At 55.1% G+C, this 20032-nt stretch carries 16 protein-coding genes; 2 read left to right on the top strand and 14 right to left on the bottom strand.

The features are described from left to right. Nucleotides 1–198: 198 nt before the first annotated feature. The 5 genes from I2123_RS08125 to fabB form a co-directional block, all read right to left on the bottom strand. Nucleotides 199–2505, bottom strand: a complete 2307-nt coding sequence (locus tag I2123_RS08125; RefSeq protein ID WP_213052167.1) for an Orn/Lys/Arg family decarboxylase — start codon at nt 2503–2505, stop codon at nt 199–201. A gap of 49 nt (nt 2506–2554) precedes the next feature. Next, complete coding sequence (gene adiC / locus I2123_RS08120; protein ID WP_213052166.1) at nt 2555–3892, bottom strand: arginine/agmatine antiporter; 1338 nt, start codon at nt 3890–3892, stop codon at nt 2555–2557. 278 nt (nt 3893–4170) lie between these two features. After that, a complete protein-coding gene (locus I2123_RS08115) occupies nt 4171–5634 on the bottom strand; it encodes a PepSY-associated TM helix domain-containing protein (RefSeq protein WP_213052165.1) in 1464 nt (487 codons plus the stop codon). A 95-nt stretch (nt 5635–5729) separates the two neighbouring features. Further along, nucleotides 5730–6206, bottom strand: coding sequence for a DUF2946 domain-containing protein (locus I2123_RS08110; RefSeq protein ID WP_213052482.1), 477 nt, complete (start codon nt 6204–6206; stop codon nt 5730–5732). Nucleotides 6207–6338: 132 nt separating this feature from the next. Beyond that, nucleotides 6339–7559 (bottom strand): beta-ketoacyl-ACP synthase I, encoded by a 1221-nt coding sequence (gene fabB / locus I2123_RS08105; RefSeq protein WP_213052164.1) that lies wholly within the window; start codon nt 7557–7559, stop codon nt 6339–6341. A gap of 172 nt (nt 7560–7731) precedes the next feature. On the opposite strand from fabB, the gene mnmC reads away from it, so the two are divergent. Next, the gene (gene mnmC / locus I2123_RS08100) at nt 7732–9762 is read left to right on the top strand and encodes a bifunctional tRNA (5-methylaminomethyl-2-thiouridine)(34)-methyltransferase MnmC2/FAD-dependent 5-carboxymethylaminomethyl-2-thiouridine(34) oxidoreductase MnmC1 (protein WP_213052163.1); all 2031 of its coding nucleotides are present in this window, start codon (nt 7732–7734) and stop codon (nt 9760–9762) included. Nucleotides 9763–9832: 70 nt separating this feature from the next. On the opposite strand, the gene I2123_RS08095 is transcribed toward mnmC, so the two are convergent. From I2123_RS08095 to prmB, 6 genes are all read right to left on the bottom strand, one after another. After that, a complete protein-coding gene (locus tag I2123_RS08095; RefSeq protein WP_213052162.1) occupies nt 9833–10111 on the bottom strand; it encodes a YfcL family protein in 279 nt (92 codons plus the stop codon). Nucleotides 10112–10146: 35 nt separating this feature from the next. Next, nucleotides 10147–10701: an elongation factor P hydroxylase gene (locus tag I2123_RS08090; protein ID WP_112166824.1), complete on the bottom strand. Its 555-nt coding sequence runs from the start codon at nt 10699–10701 to the stop codon at nt 10147–10149. A gap of 113 nt (nt 10702–10814) precedes the next feature. After that, the gene (locus tag I2123_RS08085) at nt 10815–11615 is read right to left on the bottom strand and encodes a sulfite exporter TauE/SafE family protein (RefSeq protein ID WP_112166822.1); all 801 of its coding nucleotides are present in this window, start codon (nt 11613–11615) and stop codon (nt 10815–10817) included. 55 nt (nt 11616–11670) lie between these two features. After that, nucleotides 11671–12441 carry a penicillin-insensitive murein endopeptidase gene (gene mepA / locus I2123_RS08080; RefSeq protein ID WP_112167383.1) on the bottom strand — a complete coding sequence of 257 codons (771 nt, stop codon included), beginning with the start codon at nt 12439–12441 and terminating at the stop codon, nt 11671–11673. 85 nt (nt 12442–12526) lie between these two features. Further along, nucleotides 12527–13612: a chorismate synthase gene (gene aroC, locus I2123_RS08075; protein WP_112166820.1), complete on the bottom strand. Its 1086-nt coding sequence runs from the start codon at nt 13610–13612 to the stop codon at nt 12527–12529. Between the two features lie 198 nt (nt 13613–13810). Continuing rightward, a complete protein-coding gene (prmB, locus tag I2123_RS08070) occupies nt 13811–14743 on the bottom strand; it encodes a 50S ribosomal protein L3 N(5)-glutamine methyltransferase (RefSeq protein WP_112166818.1) in 933 nt (310 codons plus the stop codon). Between the two features lie 203 nt (nt 14744–14946). Here prmB and smrB point away from each other — a divergent pair, with 203 nt between their 5' ends. Further along, the gene (gene smrB, locus I2123_RS08065; RefSeq protein ID WP_112166816.1) at nt 14947–15486 is read left to right on the top strand and encodes an endonuclease SmrB; all 540 of its coding nucleotides are present in this window, start codon (nt 14947–14949) and stop codon (nt 15484–15486) included. A 91-nt stretch (nt 15487–15577) separates the two neighbouring features. Here the strand turns inward: smrB and sixA are convergent, their stop codons facing one another. The 3 genes from sixA to fadI all read right to left on the bottom strand — a co-directional run bounded on the left by sixA (nt 15578) and on the right by fadI (nt 19964). Continuing rightward, the gene (sixA, locus tag I2123_RS08060) at nt 15578–16066 is read right to left on the bottom strand and encodes a phosphohistidine phosphatase SixA (protein ID WP_112166814.1); all 489 of its coding nucleotides are present in this window, start codon (nt 16064–16066) and stop codon (nt 15578–15580) included. A gap of 404 nt (nt 16067–16470) precedes the next feature. Then, a complete protein-coding gene (fadJ, locus tag I2123_RS08055; protein ID WP_213052161.1) occupies nt 16471–18654 on the bottom strand; it encodes a fatty acid oxidation complex subunit alpha FadJ in 2184 nt (727 codons plus the stop codon). Beyond that, a complete protein-coding gene (fadI, locus tag I2123_RS08050) occupies nt 18651–19964 on the bottom strand; it encodes an acetyl-CoA C-acyltransferase FadI (protein ID WP_112166811.1) in 1314 nt (437 codons plus the stop codon). The genes fadJ and fadI overlap by 4 nt, the downstream gene beginning before the upstream one ends. Nucleotides 19965–20032: the final 68 nt, after the last annotated feature.

The raw sequence follows: 20032 nt of genomic DNA, 5'->3' as shown, positions 1-20032 counted from the left end.
ATAAGCCGGTTATCTGATGCGCTGACGTTACCCGAAGAAATTTCCCTCTGCCACTGCAATTACTCACTTCCCGCGATATCACGCAAAAAAACGAGGCTCATACAGAGCCCCGTCAGCGGATTGCGAGATGTGCCGCAACCCTTTCATTTGCCCTCTCTATCATCTTGCAAACCGCAAAACGGGGAGGCAGACTCGCCGCTAGTTTTTCAGGACCCAGATGTGATACTGCCCGTCCTTAAACTCTGCGCCTTCGAGCTCTTTTTCGAAGCCGGGGAATTTCTCGCCCCACTGCGCAATGCTGCGAATATAGCTGAGCCACGGATCGTTTTTGGCGCCAAAGCTTTCGCCAGGCATGACGATAGGAATGCCCGGTGGATAAGGGATCACGCCCACCGCAGAGACCCGCCCGGCCAGCTTGTCCAGCGTCAGGTGTTCACAGCGTCCGGCCATGTGATCCTGAAACGCGGCGCGCGGCAGCTTGACCGGCGTCGGGATTTTGCCAAAGGCCTCGGACTGGAGTTTATCCATCTGGCTGGTTTTCATGTAGGCGAACATTTCGTCGCAGAGATCCTTCAGCCCCATACCGGCATAGCGCGCAGCGTTAGAGGAAGCCAGATCTGGCAGGCACAGCGTCAGCGGGCTGTTGTCATCGTAATGCTGTTTAAATTCCAGCAGCACGTTGATGAGCGTCCCCCACTTACCCTTGGTGACGCCGACCGAGAACAGGCACAGCACCATGAAATCGGTAGTGCGAGAAGGCACGATCCCATGCTGAGAAAGGAACGCGGTGACCATCGCCGCCGGGATGCCGTTTTCCAGCATTTTACCGTCATCCCCCATACCCGGTGCCAGAATACCGGCTTTGATGGGGTCGAGCATGCACCAGTCATCGTCGAGCTGGTCGAAACCATGCCAGCTTTCCCCCGGCCTGAGCACCCAGCAGCTCGGGTCGGTGGTGAGTTGTTCTTTGGAGGCATTAATGAACGGAATTTTTTTACCGGTTTTGACATCCACAACATCCGGCGCATTCCACGGCGAAAAGAACCATTCTCCCTGAGCGGAAAACGCCGCATGCACTTTGGCGAGCGCCATGCGGAAATCCACCGCTTCGTTGATGACTTCCTGCGTCAGTGATTCGCCCTGCTTGCCGTCCATCATCGCCGCGCCCACTTCATTGGCGGCAATAATGGCATACAGCGGCGAGGTCGTTGCCTGCAACATGTAGGACTCGTTGAAGCGGGAATGCTCCACGGGTTTTTTACCGTTGCGGATGTGAATGTAAGATGCCTGGGAGAGCGCGGCCAGCAGCTTGTGCGTGGAATGCGTGGCAAAAACGGTCGGGCCTTCAGGATCATGATCCGCCGGATTGCCGCGCATGGCATAACGGTCGCGGTAGAACGGGTTGAAACGCGCGTAGGCGTACCAGGCTTCATCAAAGTGAATATTATCAACGCTTTTCGCCAGCAAATCCTGCGCCTGTTTCGCGTTGTAGCACATGCCGTCGTAGGTACAGTTGGTAACCACGGCGTAAATAGGTTTCGAATCGGTGGCGAGTTTTTTCAGCGGATGTTCGTCGATCTTCTGCTGAATGGACTCGGCCATAAACTGTGATTTAGGGATCGGACCGATGATGCCAAAACGGTTGCGCGTCGGAATGAAGAAGACAGGAATGCCGCCTGTCATCACCAGCCCCTGTTCGATCGATTTATGGCAATTACGGTCGCACAGCGCGAACTGACCGTCGCCGACGACCGCCGTCATGATTGCGCGGTTGGAGCCGGAGGTGCCATTAAGCACCGAATAACTTTGGTGTGAGCCGAAGACCCGTGCAGCATAAGTTTCGGACTCTTTAATGGGTCCGCTGTGATCGAGCAATGAGCCCAGCGCACCACGCTCAATGCCGGTATCGGTACGAAAGAGATTTTCACCGAAGAAATCGAGAAACTCACGCCCCACCGCGGTTTTGGTGAATGCGACGCCGCCCTGATGTCCGGGTGCAGCCCATGAATATTCCGGTGAATATTTGGTGTAGTTAAACAGTGCTTTGGTGAACGGCGGCAGCAGCTGATCGTAGTATTTGTCGATCAGAGCGACAGAGCGTGCGGCGATAAACTCGGCGGTATCTTCATGCATCCACACGAATTCGTTGACCATCTTCATAGTGTCCAGCGTCAACGTGTCGATACAGGAGTGCTCTGCCATCAGCAGCACGGGCACGCCTTTATTTCGACGGCGGATCTCCTTTAGCAGCGCAAATGCCTGACTGTGCGAGGCGTCGTCGTTGCCACCGGAAGTCCAGTCGACAAACACGCAGCAGATGGATGCATCTGAGGTGATAGTTGCAATGCCGTCTTCGAAGGTGACCGCCGGGATCACTGTCAGGTTAGTGTCTTCCAGCGCTTCGATAAGCTCCCGCACGGCGCGCCCGTTGGCGGTGTTTACATCCGTAATATTGCTGTCAACAACCAGCACTTTACGTTTTTTATGGCGACTTAAATCGATCATAACCTTTCCTTTTCGTCTTGAATTTAAAAATCCGGGAGTTAAAAAACGGTCAGTCCAGTTCAAGCGGTTTACCCAACGGGTACGGGTTTTTATGACGACGGTTATAGTTGAAACTGTACATGGCGGTAATCACCATCAGCGCGATAAATGACCACATCACCTCTTCCGCGCCGGAGCCGACCACAGCCCAGATGCAGTACACAAAGGCAATCAGCACGATGAAACTGTACATCCCGGTACGATTGCCCAGATGCCCATGCCCGACCAGCAGTAATGCGGCGCAGGTATAGAGGTACGGCACTAAGGTGAAAATGACCGAGACCGAAGAGACCAGCGCGAACTGCGCCGTGGCGTCGGGAGATATGGTGGAAATCTGGAAGATGGTCATCAGGATACCGAGCACGATAAGTCCTTTCACCGGCACGCCCTCCTTGTTGACCTTGGCAAATATTGGCGGAAATAATCCGTCATCGGCTGCTGCTTTCGCCGTCTGGCTGGCCAGTAACGTCCAGCCGCCGAGTGATCCCAGACAACCGGCCGCCGCGCAGAAGGTGACTATCGCCCCTGCCGTATCGCCCATCGCCATTCGTGCAGCATCACCGAACGGCGAAGTGGAAAGACGAAGCGCCGCATTGGGGATCATTCCCATGATGGCGGTGGTTGAAAGCACATAACAGATGGCAGCGATCAGCACGCCGCCAATAGTGGCAATAGGCACGTTGCGTTTCGGGTTCTTCACCACCGCAGCAGCGACCGAGGCGCTCTCTACGCCGATAAACGACCACAGCGTTACGCTCAGCGTGCTTTGAATAGCACCGAAGGTGCTATTCCCACTGACGTTCCAGGCCTCCATGTAGGTATCACTTTTGAACCAGAACCAGCCAAAAATGGCAATCGCCAGTATTGGGATCAGCGCCAGCACCGTCGCGACGGCCTGAACGCGGGTGATCATCTTCGCCCCGACAATGTTCAGGATGACGAATAACCACAACACCGCGACGCAGGTGAAGGTCAGTACCAGAGGTTCTTTTAAAATCGGGAAGAAATAACTGAGATAGCCGACGCCGATCACCACCATCGCGATATTACCGACCCAGCAGGCCAGCCAGTAAAGCAGGTTGGTTTGATAGCCGAGATACGGGCCAAACGCTCTTCGTGCGTAGGCATACGAACCACCGGCACTGTCATCAAGAGAGGACATTTTGGCGTACACCATCGACAGCGCCAGCGCGCCAATAATGGTCACCAGCCAGCCGTAGATCGCTACCCCGCCGGTGGAGGCCAGGTTTGCCGGTAAGAGGAAAACTCCCGAGCCCATAATATTCCCGGACACCATCAGCGTGACCGGAATTAACCCTACTTTATGATCGTCTGATTCAATAGCCATAAACTAACCCCTACAAAAAGTAATGCATTAATTTTCAAAGGAAATATTGAATAAATCAAAGACAGACTTAGGACTAATCTGATGCAAAGATAAGACTAGTAGAGTTTTATAGTGGGCGTGATAAATCGCGAGATAACTTAAAAAAATGGTTAATCATCACAAACATAAAAAGTCTGTTTATCAGGTTGATAAATGAAATTGTGAATGTGAGATTCAGCAGAAGGACAGTAAAACCGGCAGCGCGGCGCATTCGCACCACCGGTCAGGGCGTTAAAATCTTAGTCTGACGTTCGGGCAGTCTGCACAGCGCGTTCTGAACGAGCCCAGCGGACGAAATCAATCAGCATAAAAATGACCAGACTGACGCCCATTACCGGCAAAGAAATTGCCAGCCCCAGCGCTATCAAAAATATCGGGCATTGCAGAGTGAAAGGGGCTGATTTCCAAGTCTTCATCAGCGTTATCACCGGATTCACCCCGTCAGTGTTAACGCTTCTGCGCAACCACCACAGGCGATATCCCCAGGCAATCATCACGCACAGACCGATGCCAAACACCGCCAGAATCACCTGATTCCACAAACCAAATAAAATCCCCATGTGGGCGTCGACGCCCCAACGAGTGAGTTTAGCCAGCAGAGGGAAGTCAGCAAAATAGACGTGATCGACAATCCGCATTGTTGCCGGATCGACCGACACCGCATCGACCTGCGTCGGCCAGCTACGATCCACTTCGGTCACCGTCCAGGCTTTATCGGGCATATAGGCCGGGCGAATTTCGATTTTGTTCGCCTCAATCCCCGATGCCCGCGCGGCCGCAACGACCGTATCAAAAGTGTGCGCCATGACCGGCACCGCTTTCGGTTGCTCGTGCATCGCATGCGTGGACATATCCATGCCCGGCATATCAGGCATGTCGGCCATTGCAGCGTGATGTTCTGCGTGTTCGTCCGCAGGCGCCGCCGCCACTTGCGCATCCAGATTGGTGTTCACCGCAGGGGTCAGCCAGCCCATATAGGCGCGCAGCACGCCAATGTTATCCCCTGCCCACTGTGACCACGTCAGACCGGTGGCGGAGAAGAACAACAGCCCGGCCATCAGCGCCAGTCCGATGGTGCTGTGCCAGCGGCGACTGCGACGCTGTTTTTCGGCTTTCTCGCTGAGCTTACGCGGCATGCGGGTTTTCCGGCGCCCGGTAAGCCACAGGATCACGCCCCCCAGCGCGGCAACCCACAGCCAGGATGCGGCCAGTTCGCTGTAAATCCGCCCCGCGTCGCCCAGCAGCAGGCCACGATGTAAATCATCCAGCCACGTACGAAACGGCAAAATACCGCTGGTGCCGTACACCGTCATATCCCCTTTCACTGCCAGCGTGGCAGGGTCGATAAAGATAGCGCGGCTTTTTGATGCGCCTAATAGCGGATCGGAAAACATTACCCGCGTTGTATCGCCCGTATGAGGTGCGGGGCGAACGGCATAAATCTTAGGATCTGTACCCGCGGCGTTTACGGCAGCATCAATCTGGCGTGACAACGGCTGCGCCTGGCCTTTCGACGATGTGAACAGGGCATCGGCGTACAGATAATTTTCAAACTGTGGCGTGAGTACGTACAACGTGCCGGTCAGCGCGGCGATAAAAATAAACGGACCGACAAACAGGCCAATATAAAAGTGAATGCGCTTAAGCAGCGCAAGGGATGCGGCTTTGACCGTCATTTTGTGAGAAACAGCAGGCTGGCTCATTATTCAAATTTCCTGAATTTTCCATAGCATATGCATAACGGCTACGCGGGCTAGGCGCCGTTATGACGATAATTTTTTTTAAGAGAAAAGTGACTTCAGGAGATGACAGGCGGCGCGCGGGGCTGGGAATCGGTATAGAACTGTGACGGGATATGACGTTGAATGATCGAACGCACAGGTGCGCGGGCGGAGAAACCCGGCCACCACAGCATCGGCATGGCCTGCAAATCGAGCATCGGCAAATGCACCAGCAACACGCAATAACCGCAGGCGGCATCGCTCATGTCACCGAACATCATCATTTTAGCGATGTCCTGTGGTACCGACTGGCAGGTTGGCTTCTGGCAATGTGCCGCAGAGGCGTCGTGGTCTGACATATCCATGTCAGCCATTTCACCCTCAGGCATGTCCATATCGGACATTACCATGCCGGACATCATCACATGCTGCGCACCCTCCGCCACCAGTGATTTTGAAACCACCGGTGCAATAAACAACATCAGTATCGCCAGGATCCCAAGCCATGCCGGGAAGCGCAGATGCCGATGATTGATTTGTCGCAGTGAGAGCATCATGTCAACAAAATGAGAGGAAAAAGTGGCTAAATTGTACCTGAATCGTTGAAATATGACAGAAACTACAAATCACAAATATAAAAAAACCCGCTAAAAAGCGGGTTTTTTTATCACATTGAGCGACGCGAATTATTTATCGTTTTTCAGCTTACGCATGACCAGCGTGGCGTTAGTACCGCCGAAGCCGAAGCTGTTGGACATTACTGTCGTCAGCTCGCGCTGTGTCGGTTTGGTGATGATATCCATCCCTTCTGCTTTCGCATCGAGTTCTTCGATGTTGATGCTTGGTGCGATGAAGCCGTACTCAGCCATCAGCAGGGTGTAGATCGCTTCCTGAACGCCTGCGGCACCCAGAGAGTGACCGGTCATGGCTTTGGTAGAAGACAGCGCCGGAGTTTTATCACCGAACACTTCACGGATAGCACCCAGCTCTTTAACGTCACCGACCGGAGTAGAAGTCCCGTGCACATTAACGTAGTCGATTGGGGTATCAACGCCATTCATTGCCATTCTCATGCAACGCACTGCGCCTTCACCCGATGGAGCCACCATGTCAGCGCCGTCAGACGTTGCGCCGTAGCCAACGATTTCAGCGTAGATGCGCGCGCCACGTGCCAGAGCGTGTTCCAGCTCTTCAACAACCACCATACCGCCACCACCAGCGATGACGAAGCCGTCACGTTCCTGATCGTAAGTACGGGACGCTTTTTCTGGGGTTTCGTTGTACTTGGTAGACAACGCGCCCATAGCATCGAATTCACAAGCCATTTCCCAACACAGTTCTTCGCCGCCGCCGGCAAAGACCACGTCCTGTTTGCCCAGCTGAATCATTTCTACCGCGTTACCGATGCAGTGAGCAGAAGTAGCGCAGGCAGAGCTGATGGAATAGTTAACACCGCGAATTTTGAACGGCGTTGCCAGACAGGCAGAGACACCGGACGCCATCGCTTTGGTCACCATGTATGGGCCAACGCCTTTCAGGCCTTTAGCACGCATACCGTCGGAACCCGCAACCTGGTTGCGCGGTGAACCGCCACCGGAACCGGCGATCAGGCCAGTACGGTCGTTGGAAACCATTTCAGGGGTCAGACCGGAATCTTCAATCGCCTGTTCCATGGAAAGATAAGCGTAGATCGAGGCATCACTCATGAAACGCACAATCTTACGATCGATAAGCCCTTTGGTGTCTAATTTGACATCACCCCAGACGTGACTACGCATGCCGGCATCTTTCAGCTCTTGCGAGAAGGTGATCCCAGAGCGACCCTCTTGCAGAGATGCAAGAACTTCCTGCTTATTGTTACCGATGCTCGAGATGATACCCAGGCCAGTAATCACTGCACGTTTCATTTAATACCTCTTGTACTATTAATAACTATTCGGGATTTCGTCACGCACTCTAGCGTACAGTTGTACGCCGAACAAGTCCGATCAGCAATTCGTTGTGTAAATCGTGGTAAATTTGCGCAGGGTCAAACGCAGGCGTAAACTCCGGCATCGCCTTGAACTGAGAGAGTTTCACGTGAGCCATAACCCGATCACACCCGCTGAATTAAGCTGGAACGAACAGGGTACACCTGTTTCCCGACATTTTGATGACGTCTACTTTTCCAACCAGGACGGCTTACTGGAAACGCGTCATGTCTTCCTGAATGGCAACCATTTCCCGGCCCGTTTTGCCGACCACCCTCGCCCGCTTTGCATCATTGCGGAAACCGGTTTTGGTACCGGACTGAATTTCCTGACGTTGTGGCAGACCTTCGAGAGGTTCCACAATGAGAACCCCGACGCCATCCTGCAACGGCTGCATTTCATCAGCTATGAAAAATTTCCGCTGTCTGCGCAAGATCTCGCCGCTGCCCATGCGCAGTGGCCGGAGCTGGCCTCCTGGTCTGCCGAGCTTTGCGAGCAATGGCCGATGCCCTTTGCCGGTTGCCATCGCCTGCTTTTAGCTGACGGGCGCATTACGCTCGACCTGTGGTTTGGCGACGTGACTACCCTGCTTCCGGCATGTGACACCAGTATGAATCAGCAGGTGGATGCCTGGTTCCTCGACGGTTTTGCGCCGTCGAAAAATCCGGACATGTGGACACCCGATCTTTTCAATGCCATGGCGAAAATGACCCGCCCGCAAGGCACCTTTGCGACCTTCACCGTGGCCGGCGTCGTCCGTCGCGGCTTGCAGGATGCCGGTTTTGAGATCGAAAAAGTGCCTGGCTTCGGTGAAAAGCGCCATATGTTATCCGGCGTTTTACCTTCAAAAATTGATGTTCCTCATCCTGCCCCCTGGTATTTTCGCCCGGCGGCACAAAATGCAACAGAGTTTGCAATTTTGGGCGGCGGCGTGGCGAGTGCGGTATTGGCGCTGGCGCTATTGCGCCGTGGCTATGCGGTGACGCTGTACTGTGCCGATGAAAAACCGGCGCTCGGCGCGTCGGGCAACCGTCAGGGCGCGGTGTATCCGCTGCTCAACGGACGCGGTGATACGCTGGAGCGTTTTTTCGCTCATGCCTTCACCTTCGCCCGCCGCCAGTATGCGCAACTGGAAAAACAGGGTGTGCCTTTTGATCATCAGTGGTCTGGCGTGACACAGTTGGGTTACGACGAAAAGAGTCAGGGGAAGATCGACGGGATCGTGAACGGCGGCTGGCCTGAAGGTCTGGCGGCGGCGCTGACAGAAGAACAAGCGGAAGCCTTGTGCGGCGTGCCCTGTGGCAGCGGCGGCGTCACGTATCCGCTCGGGGCATGGCTGTGTCCGGCAGAGCTGACGGCGTCGCTGATTACCCTTGCGCAAACGCAGGGCTTAACCGTGCATTACCGCCAGCGGGTGACGAACTTACGTCAGGTTACCGGTTCACAATGGACGCTGACCTTCGCCGACGGCCACGAGGCCGTTCATCAGGCCATCGTGCTGGCAAACGGCGCGGACATCACGGATTTCGCCCAAAGCGAGAAGCTGCCGGTTTATGCGGTCAGCGGTCAGGTTTCGCATATTCCGACCACGCCTGAACTGAGCAAACTCAAACAAGTGTTGTGCTATGACGGCTATCTGACCCCGGTGAGTCCGCTCAATCAGCATCACTGCATCGGCGCCAGCTACCATCGTGCGGATAAATGTACCGATTACCGTGACGACGATCAGCAGCAAAATCGTCAGCGCCTGATCGATTGCCTGCCCAAGCAACAGTGGCCGCAAGACGTTGACGTCAGCGGTGGCGAAGCGCGTAACGGCGTGCGCTGCGCGACCCGCGATCACCTGCCGATGATCGGTTCAGTTTCTGATTACGATGCACTGCTGAAAAGCTACAAGGCGTTGGATCTCGACGTGAAACGTCATCGGCCAGTCGCGCCTGCGCCAGTGCATGAGAATCTGTTTCTGTTTGGCGCCCTCGGCTCGCGCGGCCTGAGCTCCGCTCCGCTGGGTGCGGAAATTCTGGCCGCGCAGATTGCCGGTGAGCCGTTACCGCTGGACAGCGAAACGCTGGCGGCACTGAACCCGAACCGTATGTGGGTGAGAAAATTACTGAAAGGCCGCCCGGTCGAATCGCATTGATTCAGAATCGTCAGGCAATAAAAAAGCGCAGCCGGATAAACCGTAACTGCGCTTTTTTTTACTGAAGAGATTACTGAGGAAGGGATGCCTGATAGAGATTTTCCCACATGCCCTGCACCAGCGCCTGATCGCGTGGGGATAATTCACCGGCGCGGATAGCTTTATCCAGACCTTCCTGAACGAGAATTTTCAACGCTTCAGGGGTGTGCTCACCGTTCTCTTCCGCTTCTGCGACAGCAACAGTCAGATGACCACGCAGATAGCCGCTGGCAAACAGTTCGTCGTCGCTGGCGCTTTCGACCATGTCGTCAATCAGCGTTAAAATCCGCGTTTCAAATTCTGCGATCATTACTCTTCCTCTCGTATCCGGAACTCAGTTTTTTATTACAGCGGCTGCAACGCAGGGAAGTCTGCAGGCGTCAAAGGGGCGGTATTGTAAAACGATTGTAACGCTTTAATAAAGCGCAAAGGTCTTGGGGGAATACCCTGCTCCAGCATGCGCAGCACTTCTTCGCGCACTTTGTTCTGGAATCCGACACGGTCTGGCTCACAATCGCCGCTCAGATTGTCACAGCTGACGTTGAAAGCAAATCCCGCCGCCGCACAGAACAGCCACTCATAAGACTGCGGTTTGATTTCCACTTTCTCGAACTCGCTTTGCGTCTGGGCATCGCGACCGTCCGGACAATACCAGTAACCGAAATCCACCTGTTTATGCCGTTCGGCACCGGCGACGCACCAGTGGGAGATTTCATGCATTCCGCTGGCGTAATAACCGTGGGCAAACACGATACGGTTAAACGGCACAACTTCGTCCGCCGGCAGGTAGATCGGCTCGTCGTCGCCTTTGATCAGACGCACGTTGAATTCCTCAAAGAAACAGGAATCAAAAATGTCGATCAATTGATGGTAGTTATGTGTTGCGGTCGAATCAGACATATTTGCTGTGAAACTCTGTAAGTAAGATCAGGGGCGACAATATAACCCTGTTTAATCGCGCGTTTTTATGACCTCGGGCAAGCCGGGGAACGATATCCGGCTTGCCTGAAAGATTATAAATGCAGGCTCAGCCAGTGGTGGATATCTGCTCCGTGATTGTCATAAATCAGCTTGCAGCTCATCACCACAGACACGACCACCACCATCGGGCGGATCATCCTCTGGCCTTTACTCAGCACCATCCGCGCTCCGAGTCTCGCTCCGATAAACTGCCCGGTCATCATCACGAAACCCAATCCCCACACCACTTTTCCGCCGAGGATAAAGAACAGCAGGCCGCCGAAGTTGGAGGTAAAGTTCAGGACTTTAGCGTGTGCCGTGGCTTTTGCGAGGTTAAACCCGCATAAGGTCACAAAGCCTAAAGCATAGAAGGAACCTGCGCCGGGGCCAAAAAAGCCGTCATAAAATCCGACGCAACCTCCGCCGACCAGCGCATACGGCAAGGCTGACAGCCGACGCTGACGATCGCTTTCGCCAAGTTTTGGCGTCAGCAGGAAATACAGCCCGATGCAGATGATCAGCAGCGGCAAGACCTGTCGCAGCATATCCGCCTGCAACCGCTGAATTAAAATCGCGCCCAGCACCGCCCCCACAAAGGTACAGGCGATATTGAGCTTCTGATCGTTAAGATTGACCACGCCGCGCCGCACAAAGTACAGGCTGGCGGAGAACGAACCGCCCACAGCCGAGAGCTTGTTGGTGGCGATCGCCTGCGCCGGAGAAACCCCGGCGGCCAGCAGCGCTGGCAGGCTGATAAGGCCACCGCCGCCTGCGATTGAATCAATAAATCCCGCCACGACAGCCACTAAAAACAGAACGCCTACTACCCAGGGGGCAACAATCAACCAGTCCATTTTTCTATCAGTCCCGCTTTACGTGGCGAAGAATTATTGAAGTATTCATGCGTGATTAAAGAACGTGCTTGTCCAGCAGCGCCTGACAGGTCGGCGGCAACGGAGGTGGCTCGCTTTTGACTGACCCGCTACCCGGTTTCGGCGGCAGGAACCAGCTTTGCAGCTCAGCACCACAGCCATCGCCCGGCGGAGGCGGCGCCTGATTTTCACATTCCAGACTCCCGACCGGACAGCTCAGACGAACATGCATGTGGGCACGATGACCAAACCATGGACGCACTTTATGCAGCCATTCGCGGTCGGTTCCTGCGTCCAGACAAAGTTGTTGCTTGATAGCCGGATTAACGAAAATCCTCACCACTTCTTTATCCTGTGCGGCCATTTTGATCAGCGTTTCAATGCGCGGCTGCCACTGGCCCGGCACGACGTTTTTACCATTAGCACTGACCAGATCAATAGGCTGCGGTTTGAGCAGCATTTGCTCGCTCCAGCGCTGACGCGGCAGTTGCAGCCAGATATCCACGTCCAGCCCGGACTGATGGCTGGCGTGACCACTGCTGAAGCGTCCGCCGGCAGGCATCGCCATATCACCGACCAGCATGGTGCCCAGCCCTTTTTCACGCGCCTGCGTACCAAGACGGGTAATAAAGGCCAGCAAATCCGGCTGACCGAAATAACGGCGCTGATCGGTACGCATCACCTGATAATCAGGTGAATTGAGCGGCAGCGGCTGTGCGCCAATCTGACAGCCGTTGGCATAGCCACCCACGGCTTGTGGGGTACCGGAAATCGGTTGAGTAATTTTCTGCCACGGCGTTGCCGCCATAGCGGGTGCGCAGAGCGCAAGCGCCAGAAGACTGGCGCAGGCCGCTTTCAATGCAGGGATTTCGCGTAAGGATTTCATCAAAGGTTTACCAGCGTGGCACGGTAGAATGGACGTCGCCGTTCTGAGCGCGCTGTCGCAGTAAATGATCCATCAGCACAATTGCCATCATCGCTTCGGCAATCGGCACCGCACGGATACCGACGCAAGGATCGTGACGGCCTTTGGTGATCATCTCTACCTGTTCGCCTTCACGGTTGATGGTGCGCCCCGGTACGGTGATGCTGGAAGTCGGCTTCAGCGCCAGATGCGCGATCACCGGCTGGCCGCTGCTGATCCCCCCGAGGATCCCGCCTGCGTGGTTACTATCAAAACCGTTTGGTGTGATTTCGTCACGATTCTCGCTGCCGCGTTTGGCGACAACCGCAAAACCGTCACCGATTTCCACGCCTTTCACCGCATTGATGCTCATCAGCGCATGCGCCAGATCGGCATCCAGACGGTCAAAGACGGGTTCACCAAGGCCGACAGGTACGTGATCCGCCACGACGGTGATTTTAGCACCAATCGAATCGCCTTCTTTTTTCAGCGCTCGCATCAGTTCATCCAGCGCTTCCAGCTTACTTTCATCCGGGCAGAAGAACGGGTTGGTTTCGACCAGGTCCCAGTCTTTAAGCTCGCAGGTGATATCGCCCATCTGGGACATATAACCGCGTACTTTAACGCCGAATTTTTCCAGCAGATATTTTTTGGCCACGGCGCCTGCGGCTACACGCATCGCTGTTTCGCGGGCTGATGAACGGCCACCGCCGCGATAATCACGCACGCCGTATTTCTGTTCGTAAGTGTAATCCGCGTGCCCCGGACGGAACACGTCTTTGATAGCACTGTAATCCTGCGAGCGCTGATCGGTATTCTGGATGATCAGACCAATGCTGGTACCGGTGGTCACGCCTTCGAACACGCCAGACAAGATCTTCACTTCGTCGGCTTCACGGCGCTGCGTGGTGTAGCGCGAGGTCCCCGGACGTCGACGGTCGAGATCGTGTTGCAGGTCTGCTTCGGTCAGCGCAATACCCGGCGGCACGCCGTCAATAATACAGCCCAGTGCCACACCGTGGGATTCGCCAAACGTGGTGACGCGGAAAAACTGCCCAATACTGTTCCCTGCCATCACGGCTCCTTAACCATTATGTTGATGTTTTATTCTGGAATGGCCGGTGATATATCGGCCATGAAATAGTTATACCCTTAATCATTCGCGCTGCAGGAAGGCGGCAAATTCATGAATCCCCGGCAGCATGGCCGTACCATGTGACCGGGGTGAATGAACGCAGCCAACGCATTTGCAGCGAGAAGTATGACGGGTATTTTAGTCGCGGTAGCCGGTGAAGTACTCGGCACATTCCACAAGCTGCTGTTTGGTCAACATAAAGACACCGTCACCGCCGTTTTCAAACTCCAGCCAGGTGAACGGGATCTCAGGATATTGTTCCATCAGATGTACCATGCTGTTGCCCACTTCACAAATCAGCACGCCGTCGTCGGTCAGATAATCCGGCGCACAGGCCAGAATGCGCCGGGTCAGTTTCAGACCGTCTGTGCCGGAAGCCAGACCAAGCACCGGTTCGTGGCGATATTCCTGAGGCAAATCAGACATGTCTTCTTCATCCACATACGGCGGATTGGTGACGATCAGGTCGTATTGCAGCGGCGGCAGTTCGCGGAACAAGTCAGAGCGGATTGGCGTAACCCAGTTCTCGATCCCGTGCGTGTCGATATTGCGCTCAGCCACGGCCAGCGCATCCGCAGAAATGTCGACGGCGTCGACTTCGGTTTCAGGGAACGCGTAGGCACAGGCAATCGCAATACAGCCGCTGCCGGTACACATGTCGAGAATATGCTCAGGCTGATTGTGCAGAATGCCGGAGAAGCGGTTGGTGATCAGTTCACCGATCGGTGAACGCGGCACCAGCACACGTTCATCGACGTAAAACTCCATGTCGCAGAACCAGGCTTTATTGGTCAGATAAGCCACCGGCACGCGCTCGTTGACGCGGCGGATCACGCGCTCAACGATGCGGTGACGCTCGCTGGAGGTCAGGCGCGCCGTGTGCATATCTTCGGGAATATCCAGCGGCAAAAACACGCTTGGTAACACCAGCTGCACTGCTTCGTCCCACGGGTTATCGGTGCCGTGACCATAATAGACATTGGCCGCGTTCAGGCGGCTGACGGTCCAGCGCAGCATATCCTGAATGGTATGCAGTTCACTGACAGCTTCGTCGACGAAAATTTTGTCCAATTTTATTCTCCAGGCAGTGCACGGGTTTTTAACAGACGTTTAACCCATAATTTTCCGCATAGTTTGCCACGAAGCCCGTCACAAATCAGCAGCTAGTCAACGCACTTGCGCGATGTCTCGAAGAATTTAACCCTGAGTTTTCTTTAAACCACAGGGTCCCCGCAGGTACACTGTCCGCATTGTGCGAAAAAGACGACCAGAAGATGAAGAAAAAGCACCTGCTCAGCCCGGAAGAAGCAGCGATATTTCGCGAGGCTGTGCCGGGCGTCAAGCGCCTGAAAAATGACACTATTACTCACCGCCCGCCGCGTAAAAAAGCCATGCAACTGTCGCCTAAAAAGCTGATTCAGGAGCAGGTGGATGCGAGTTATTATTTTTCTGACGAGTTCCAGCCGATGTTGCAGGAAGAAGGCCCGGTGCGCCATGTGCGGCCTGACGTCAGCCATTTTGAATTGAAAAAATTGCGCCGCGGGGATTACTCACCCGAGCTGTTTCTCGATTTGCACGGATTAACGCAACTTGAGGCCAAGCAGGAACTCGGTGCGTTGATCGCCGCCTGCCGCCGCGAACATGTGCACTGCGCCTGCGTAATGCACGGCCACGGCAAGCATGTTCTCAAGCAGCAAACCCCGCTGTGGCTGGCGCAGCATCCCGACGTCGAAGCTTTTCATCAGGCACCGAAAGAGTTCGGCGGCACCGCCTCGCTGCTGGTACTCATCGAGCTGGACGACAAAATCAGTTAACCGCCGTTTCCAAACAGCGCAAAGCAGAAAGGCACAGCGAGTACGTACGCGCTGTGCCTTTCTTTTGTTTAATCTTCCCGTCCCGGAAAAATTAAACTTTAGCCATAACCTGGCACGGACTGAACTGCCAGTCAAAGCTGCCCTGCCCGGTTTCGCCGTTCAGTTCCACACTGGCCATCGCGGAAGTGGCAAACATCGGCGGACACATGCCCGGACACAGCTCGGCAATCAGATAACCCACCAGCGGCAGATGAGACACCACCAGCACGGCTTTCGCGCCGGTCAGCGCCAGATGTTGCAACTCGCTGGCCACCAGAGCAGGATCGCCGCCCGGCGTCAGTTCTTTCAGAGTATCAATTTCAACGTTTTCAGGCAGTGACAGGTTCTGCCGCACTTTTTCAAGTGTCTGCTGCGCACGCAGGTACGGACTGACCAGAACGTGGTCAATTTTAACGCCACGGCCATTCAGCCAGGCTGCCATATGTACTGATTCGTCACATCCGCATTCGCTCAATGGGCGAACCGAGTCGCTTGCAGCTTCAAGAACCGCATCACCGTGACGCATAATTACAACTTGCATATTGCACCGCTTTTGTTAACAAAAATAGCGCTATACAGAAACGCTTTGCGTGCTGTATCACCCATTGCCCAGCATTTTTTCATCGTCGTATTAACAGTAAAAAAGCTGAAAGGCAGTACATCCACTTAACCCACCGAGCCCACATGCTTTGCATGGTAAGCATCAGCGGTCGGGCATTTTGCCTGAAAGTTCGCGTAAAGAAAACGCTGTTTTTTACACCAACCCATACCGCATGTAAATCACTACGGCTGATTTTTAACCACTCGGGTTGTAGATCAATCGTTTGGGTTTGTTCTTGTACAAAACGGGCCTCAACTTAAAAAAGATCCCGCAGGCTTAATTATGGCTGCAAGCAGGATCTGTTCCAGATTCTCGCGAAATTCATTACCACGCAGTGATAGAGGTCACACTACGTCGGCAATTTCCTTCGTTTCCCCTTGCGGATAGAACAGCGCGTGGCTCTCTGCGCGGCGCAACAAACCTTCGCAGGGGGTGAAATGCTCACCGTAACGCTGCGCCAGCTGCTGCAGCGTTTTCACCACGTTGGCTGCGCCCAGCGTATCGATATAGCGGAACGGGCCGCCGCGAAACGGTGGGAAACCGATGCCGAACACCGCGCCCAGATCGCCATCGCGGGCGCTACGGATGACTTTTTCATCCAGACACCGCACCGCCTCGTTGAGCATCAGCATCACACAGCGCTGCGCCAGTTCCGTTTCTGATTGCTGCGCTTTTGGCGTGACGTTCAGTAAGCGATAGATGGCCGGATCGACCTGTTTTTTCTTCGCAGACCGCCCTTTCTGGCCGTAGAGATAGAAACCTTTGCCGTTTTTACGACCTTTGCGATCGTCTTTCAGCACCGCGTCAAAACCGGCGGGCGCCGCAAAGCGTTGTCCAAACGCCTCTACCAGAATCGGGCTGATTTTTGTCCCGACGTCAATCCCCACCTCATCCAGCAACTGGACAGGCCCGACCGGGAAGCCAAAATGCACCAGCGCTTTGTCAATGTGGTCGATAGGTTCCCCGGCCAGCAAACAGCGCGCCGCTTCGTTGATGTAGGGCGCAAGAACGCGGTTTACGAAGAACCCGGCGCTGTCGCCGACCACGATCGCCGTTTTACCCTGTTTCTTCGCCAGCGCCACCGTAGTGGAAATGGTCTGTGCGCTGGTGCCTGCGTGCGGGATCACTTCTACCAGCGGCATTTTATCCACCGGACTGAAATAGTGCAGACCGATGACCTGCTCCGGGCGGGTGGCCAGCCCGGCAATCTGATGAATCGGTAAAGAAGAAGTGTTTGAGGCGAAAATGGTGCGCGGTGCGGCGTTTTTCTCGATCTCCGCCACCATACTTTGTTTGAGGGCTAAGTCTTCAAACACCGCTTCGACGACCAGATCCACCTGCGCAAAACCGCTGTAATCGGTGGTGCCGGAGATAAGCATCATCTGCCGCTGTTGTTCGTTACGGGTCAGCCTGCGGCTGCGAACTTTTTTCTCCAGCAAATCCCAGCTGTATTTCAGCGCATGGCGGATGCCTTCGTGATTGACGTCTTTAATGCGCACCGGCAGCCTGGCACGGGTCGCGGTGACGTTGGCGATCCCCCCTCCCATCAGACCACCACCCAATATACCCACGCGACGAACCGGCAACGGTTCGGCATCCGCACCCTTTTCTTTTTTCAGTGACGTGGAAGCGAAGAATAACCCGCGCAGCGCGGCCGATTCCGGCGTCATGACCAGTTCGCCAAATGCATTGGCTTCCGCCTGATAACCATTGCCACTGCCCTGATCCAGGCCGGTTTTTACCACATCCAAGATTTTTTCGGTGGCCGGATAATTACCGTGGGTTTTTGCACGCGTTTGCTTGCGCACAAAATGGAATAGCAAACTTTTGCCAAGCGGGCCGCCCGCCAGTCGCGCCTGCCAGGGTAACGGCGGACGCGCTTTACGGCCTTTCGCGACGCGCTCAAGTGCGGTTTGCAAGAGAATAGAATAAGGTACGGCGTCATCCACCAGCCCCAGCTTTAGCGCCTGCTTCGCCCGCAAACTGCGGCCGGTCAGCATCAGCTCGAGCGCTTTCGGTGCGCCTATCAGGCGTGGAAGACGCTGAGTACCACCGGACCCCGGCAGCAGGCCAAGCTGAACTTCCGGCAGACCGAGCTGGGTTTTGTCATCCAGTGAACAGATACGGGCATGACACGCCAGCGCCAGCTCAAGACCCCCGCCGAGGCAGGCACCGTGAATAGCCGCCACAACTGGCACCGGAAACGAGGCAATTTGCGACATCACCGTCTGGCCTTTCACCGCAAGCTGGCTGGCCTCTGCGGCGGTTTTGCAGCCAGCAATCATAGTAATATCAGCGCCGGCGATGAAGGAGTCGGGTTTGCCAGAAATAAGCACCAGACCTTTCAGATTCGGATATTGCTGCGCTTTATGCAAAATAGAGGAAATTTGTTCAGCAAATTCAGCCTTTAAGGTATTCACTTTTTCACCGGGAACGTCAATGGTGATAATGCCGACGTGTTCCGTCGTAAACATCAGTGAAAACGCGGAATCCGGCGTTGTGGTTGGATTTTCCATATTGTCCCTCATTGTGCCGCCTCCAGAATCATTGCCGCGCCCAGCCCACCGGCGGCACAGGCCGTCGTCAGACCGTATTTTCCGCCACGGCGGCGCAATTCGTGCAATGTCTGGGTGATCATTCGTGCGCCGGTGGCGGCGAACGGGTGCCCGTATGCCAGAGATCCGCCCAGTACGTTAAATTTATCCCAGTCGATTTGGCCGACGGCCTCGCTGCGCCCCAGCTTTTCACGGGCAAACTGCTCACTGCCAAGCATTTTAATGTTCGCCAGCGTCTGCGCCGCAAAGGCTTCATGCATGTCGATCAAATCAAGGTCGGCAAACGTCAGCCCGGCGCGATCGAGCGCGACAGGCGTGGCATAGGCCGGGCCCAGCAACATATCTTCCCAGACGTCGATAGCGGCAAAGGCAAAACTTTTAAGGTAACCCAGCGGCTGCAACCCAAGTTCGCGGGCGCGGGATTCGCTCATCATCAGTACCGCTGCCGCACCGTCGGTCAGCGGCGTACTGGTGGCCGCCGTCACCGTGCCGTGTTTGCGATCAAACGCCGGTCGAAGCCTGGCATACTGCGCGATTTCGGAATTCAGGCGAATGTTGTTGTCTTTTTGCAGCGCCTCGCGGTACGGCGGGATCTGCGCGGTCATCACCTGACTGTTCAGATAGCCCTGCTCCCAGGCCTGCGCGGCCAGCGTATGCGAGCGGTGCGCCAGCTCGTCCTGCTGTTCGCGGGTAATGCCGTGACTTTTCGCCATCTGCTCGGCGGTGTCGCCCATACGCAGGCCGGTCGAATACTCTGCCACAGCAGGAGGCACTGGCATCAGGTCGCGCAGTCTGAGTTTGCTGAATAAAGACAGGCGTTGCGAGAGCGTGCGGGCTTTGCTGACGTCCACCAGCGTACGGGCGAGGCGTTTGCTGACGCCAATCGGCAGCACCGAAGAGGAATCCGCGCCACCGGCAATCCCGACGCTCACGGTGCCACTGAGAATACTTTCCGCGACGTTGGCCACCGCCTGAAAGCTGGTGGCGCAGGCGCGCGAGACGCTGTAGGCATCCGTCGATACATTCATGCCGGTGCCAAGCACGATTTCGCGGGCAATGTTGGGTGCTTCCGGCATCTGTACCACCTGCCCGAACACCAGCTGGTCAATGACTTTCGGGTCGATCCCACTTTTTGCCAGCAACTCGCTGACCACCATTTTGCCCAGATCAACGGCGGGGATGCCGTGGTAGGCGGTAGCCTGTTTCGCGAATGGCGTGCGTAAACCATCGACAATCGCAATGCGATCGCCTTCACGCGTGACCAGTGGAATGACGTTGTTCATACAAGCTCCTGAGTAAAGAGGGTCTTAAGAGGTCTGACCTGATAACTCAGTTTTAACCATGTATTTAC

The sequence above is a fragment of the Rahnella inusitata genome (assembly GCF_018288855.1).
In the GTDB taxonomy this organism is placed as follows: domain Bacteria; phylum Pseudomonadota; class Gammaproteobacteria; order Enterobacterales; family Enterobacteriaceae; genus Rahnella; species Rahnella inusitata.
The sequence above is the reverse complement of the archived record's forward strand: the minus strand, read 5'-3'. Positions and strand labels throughout refer to the sequence as shown.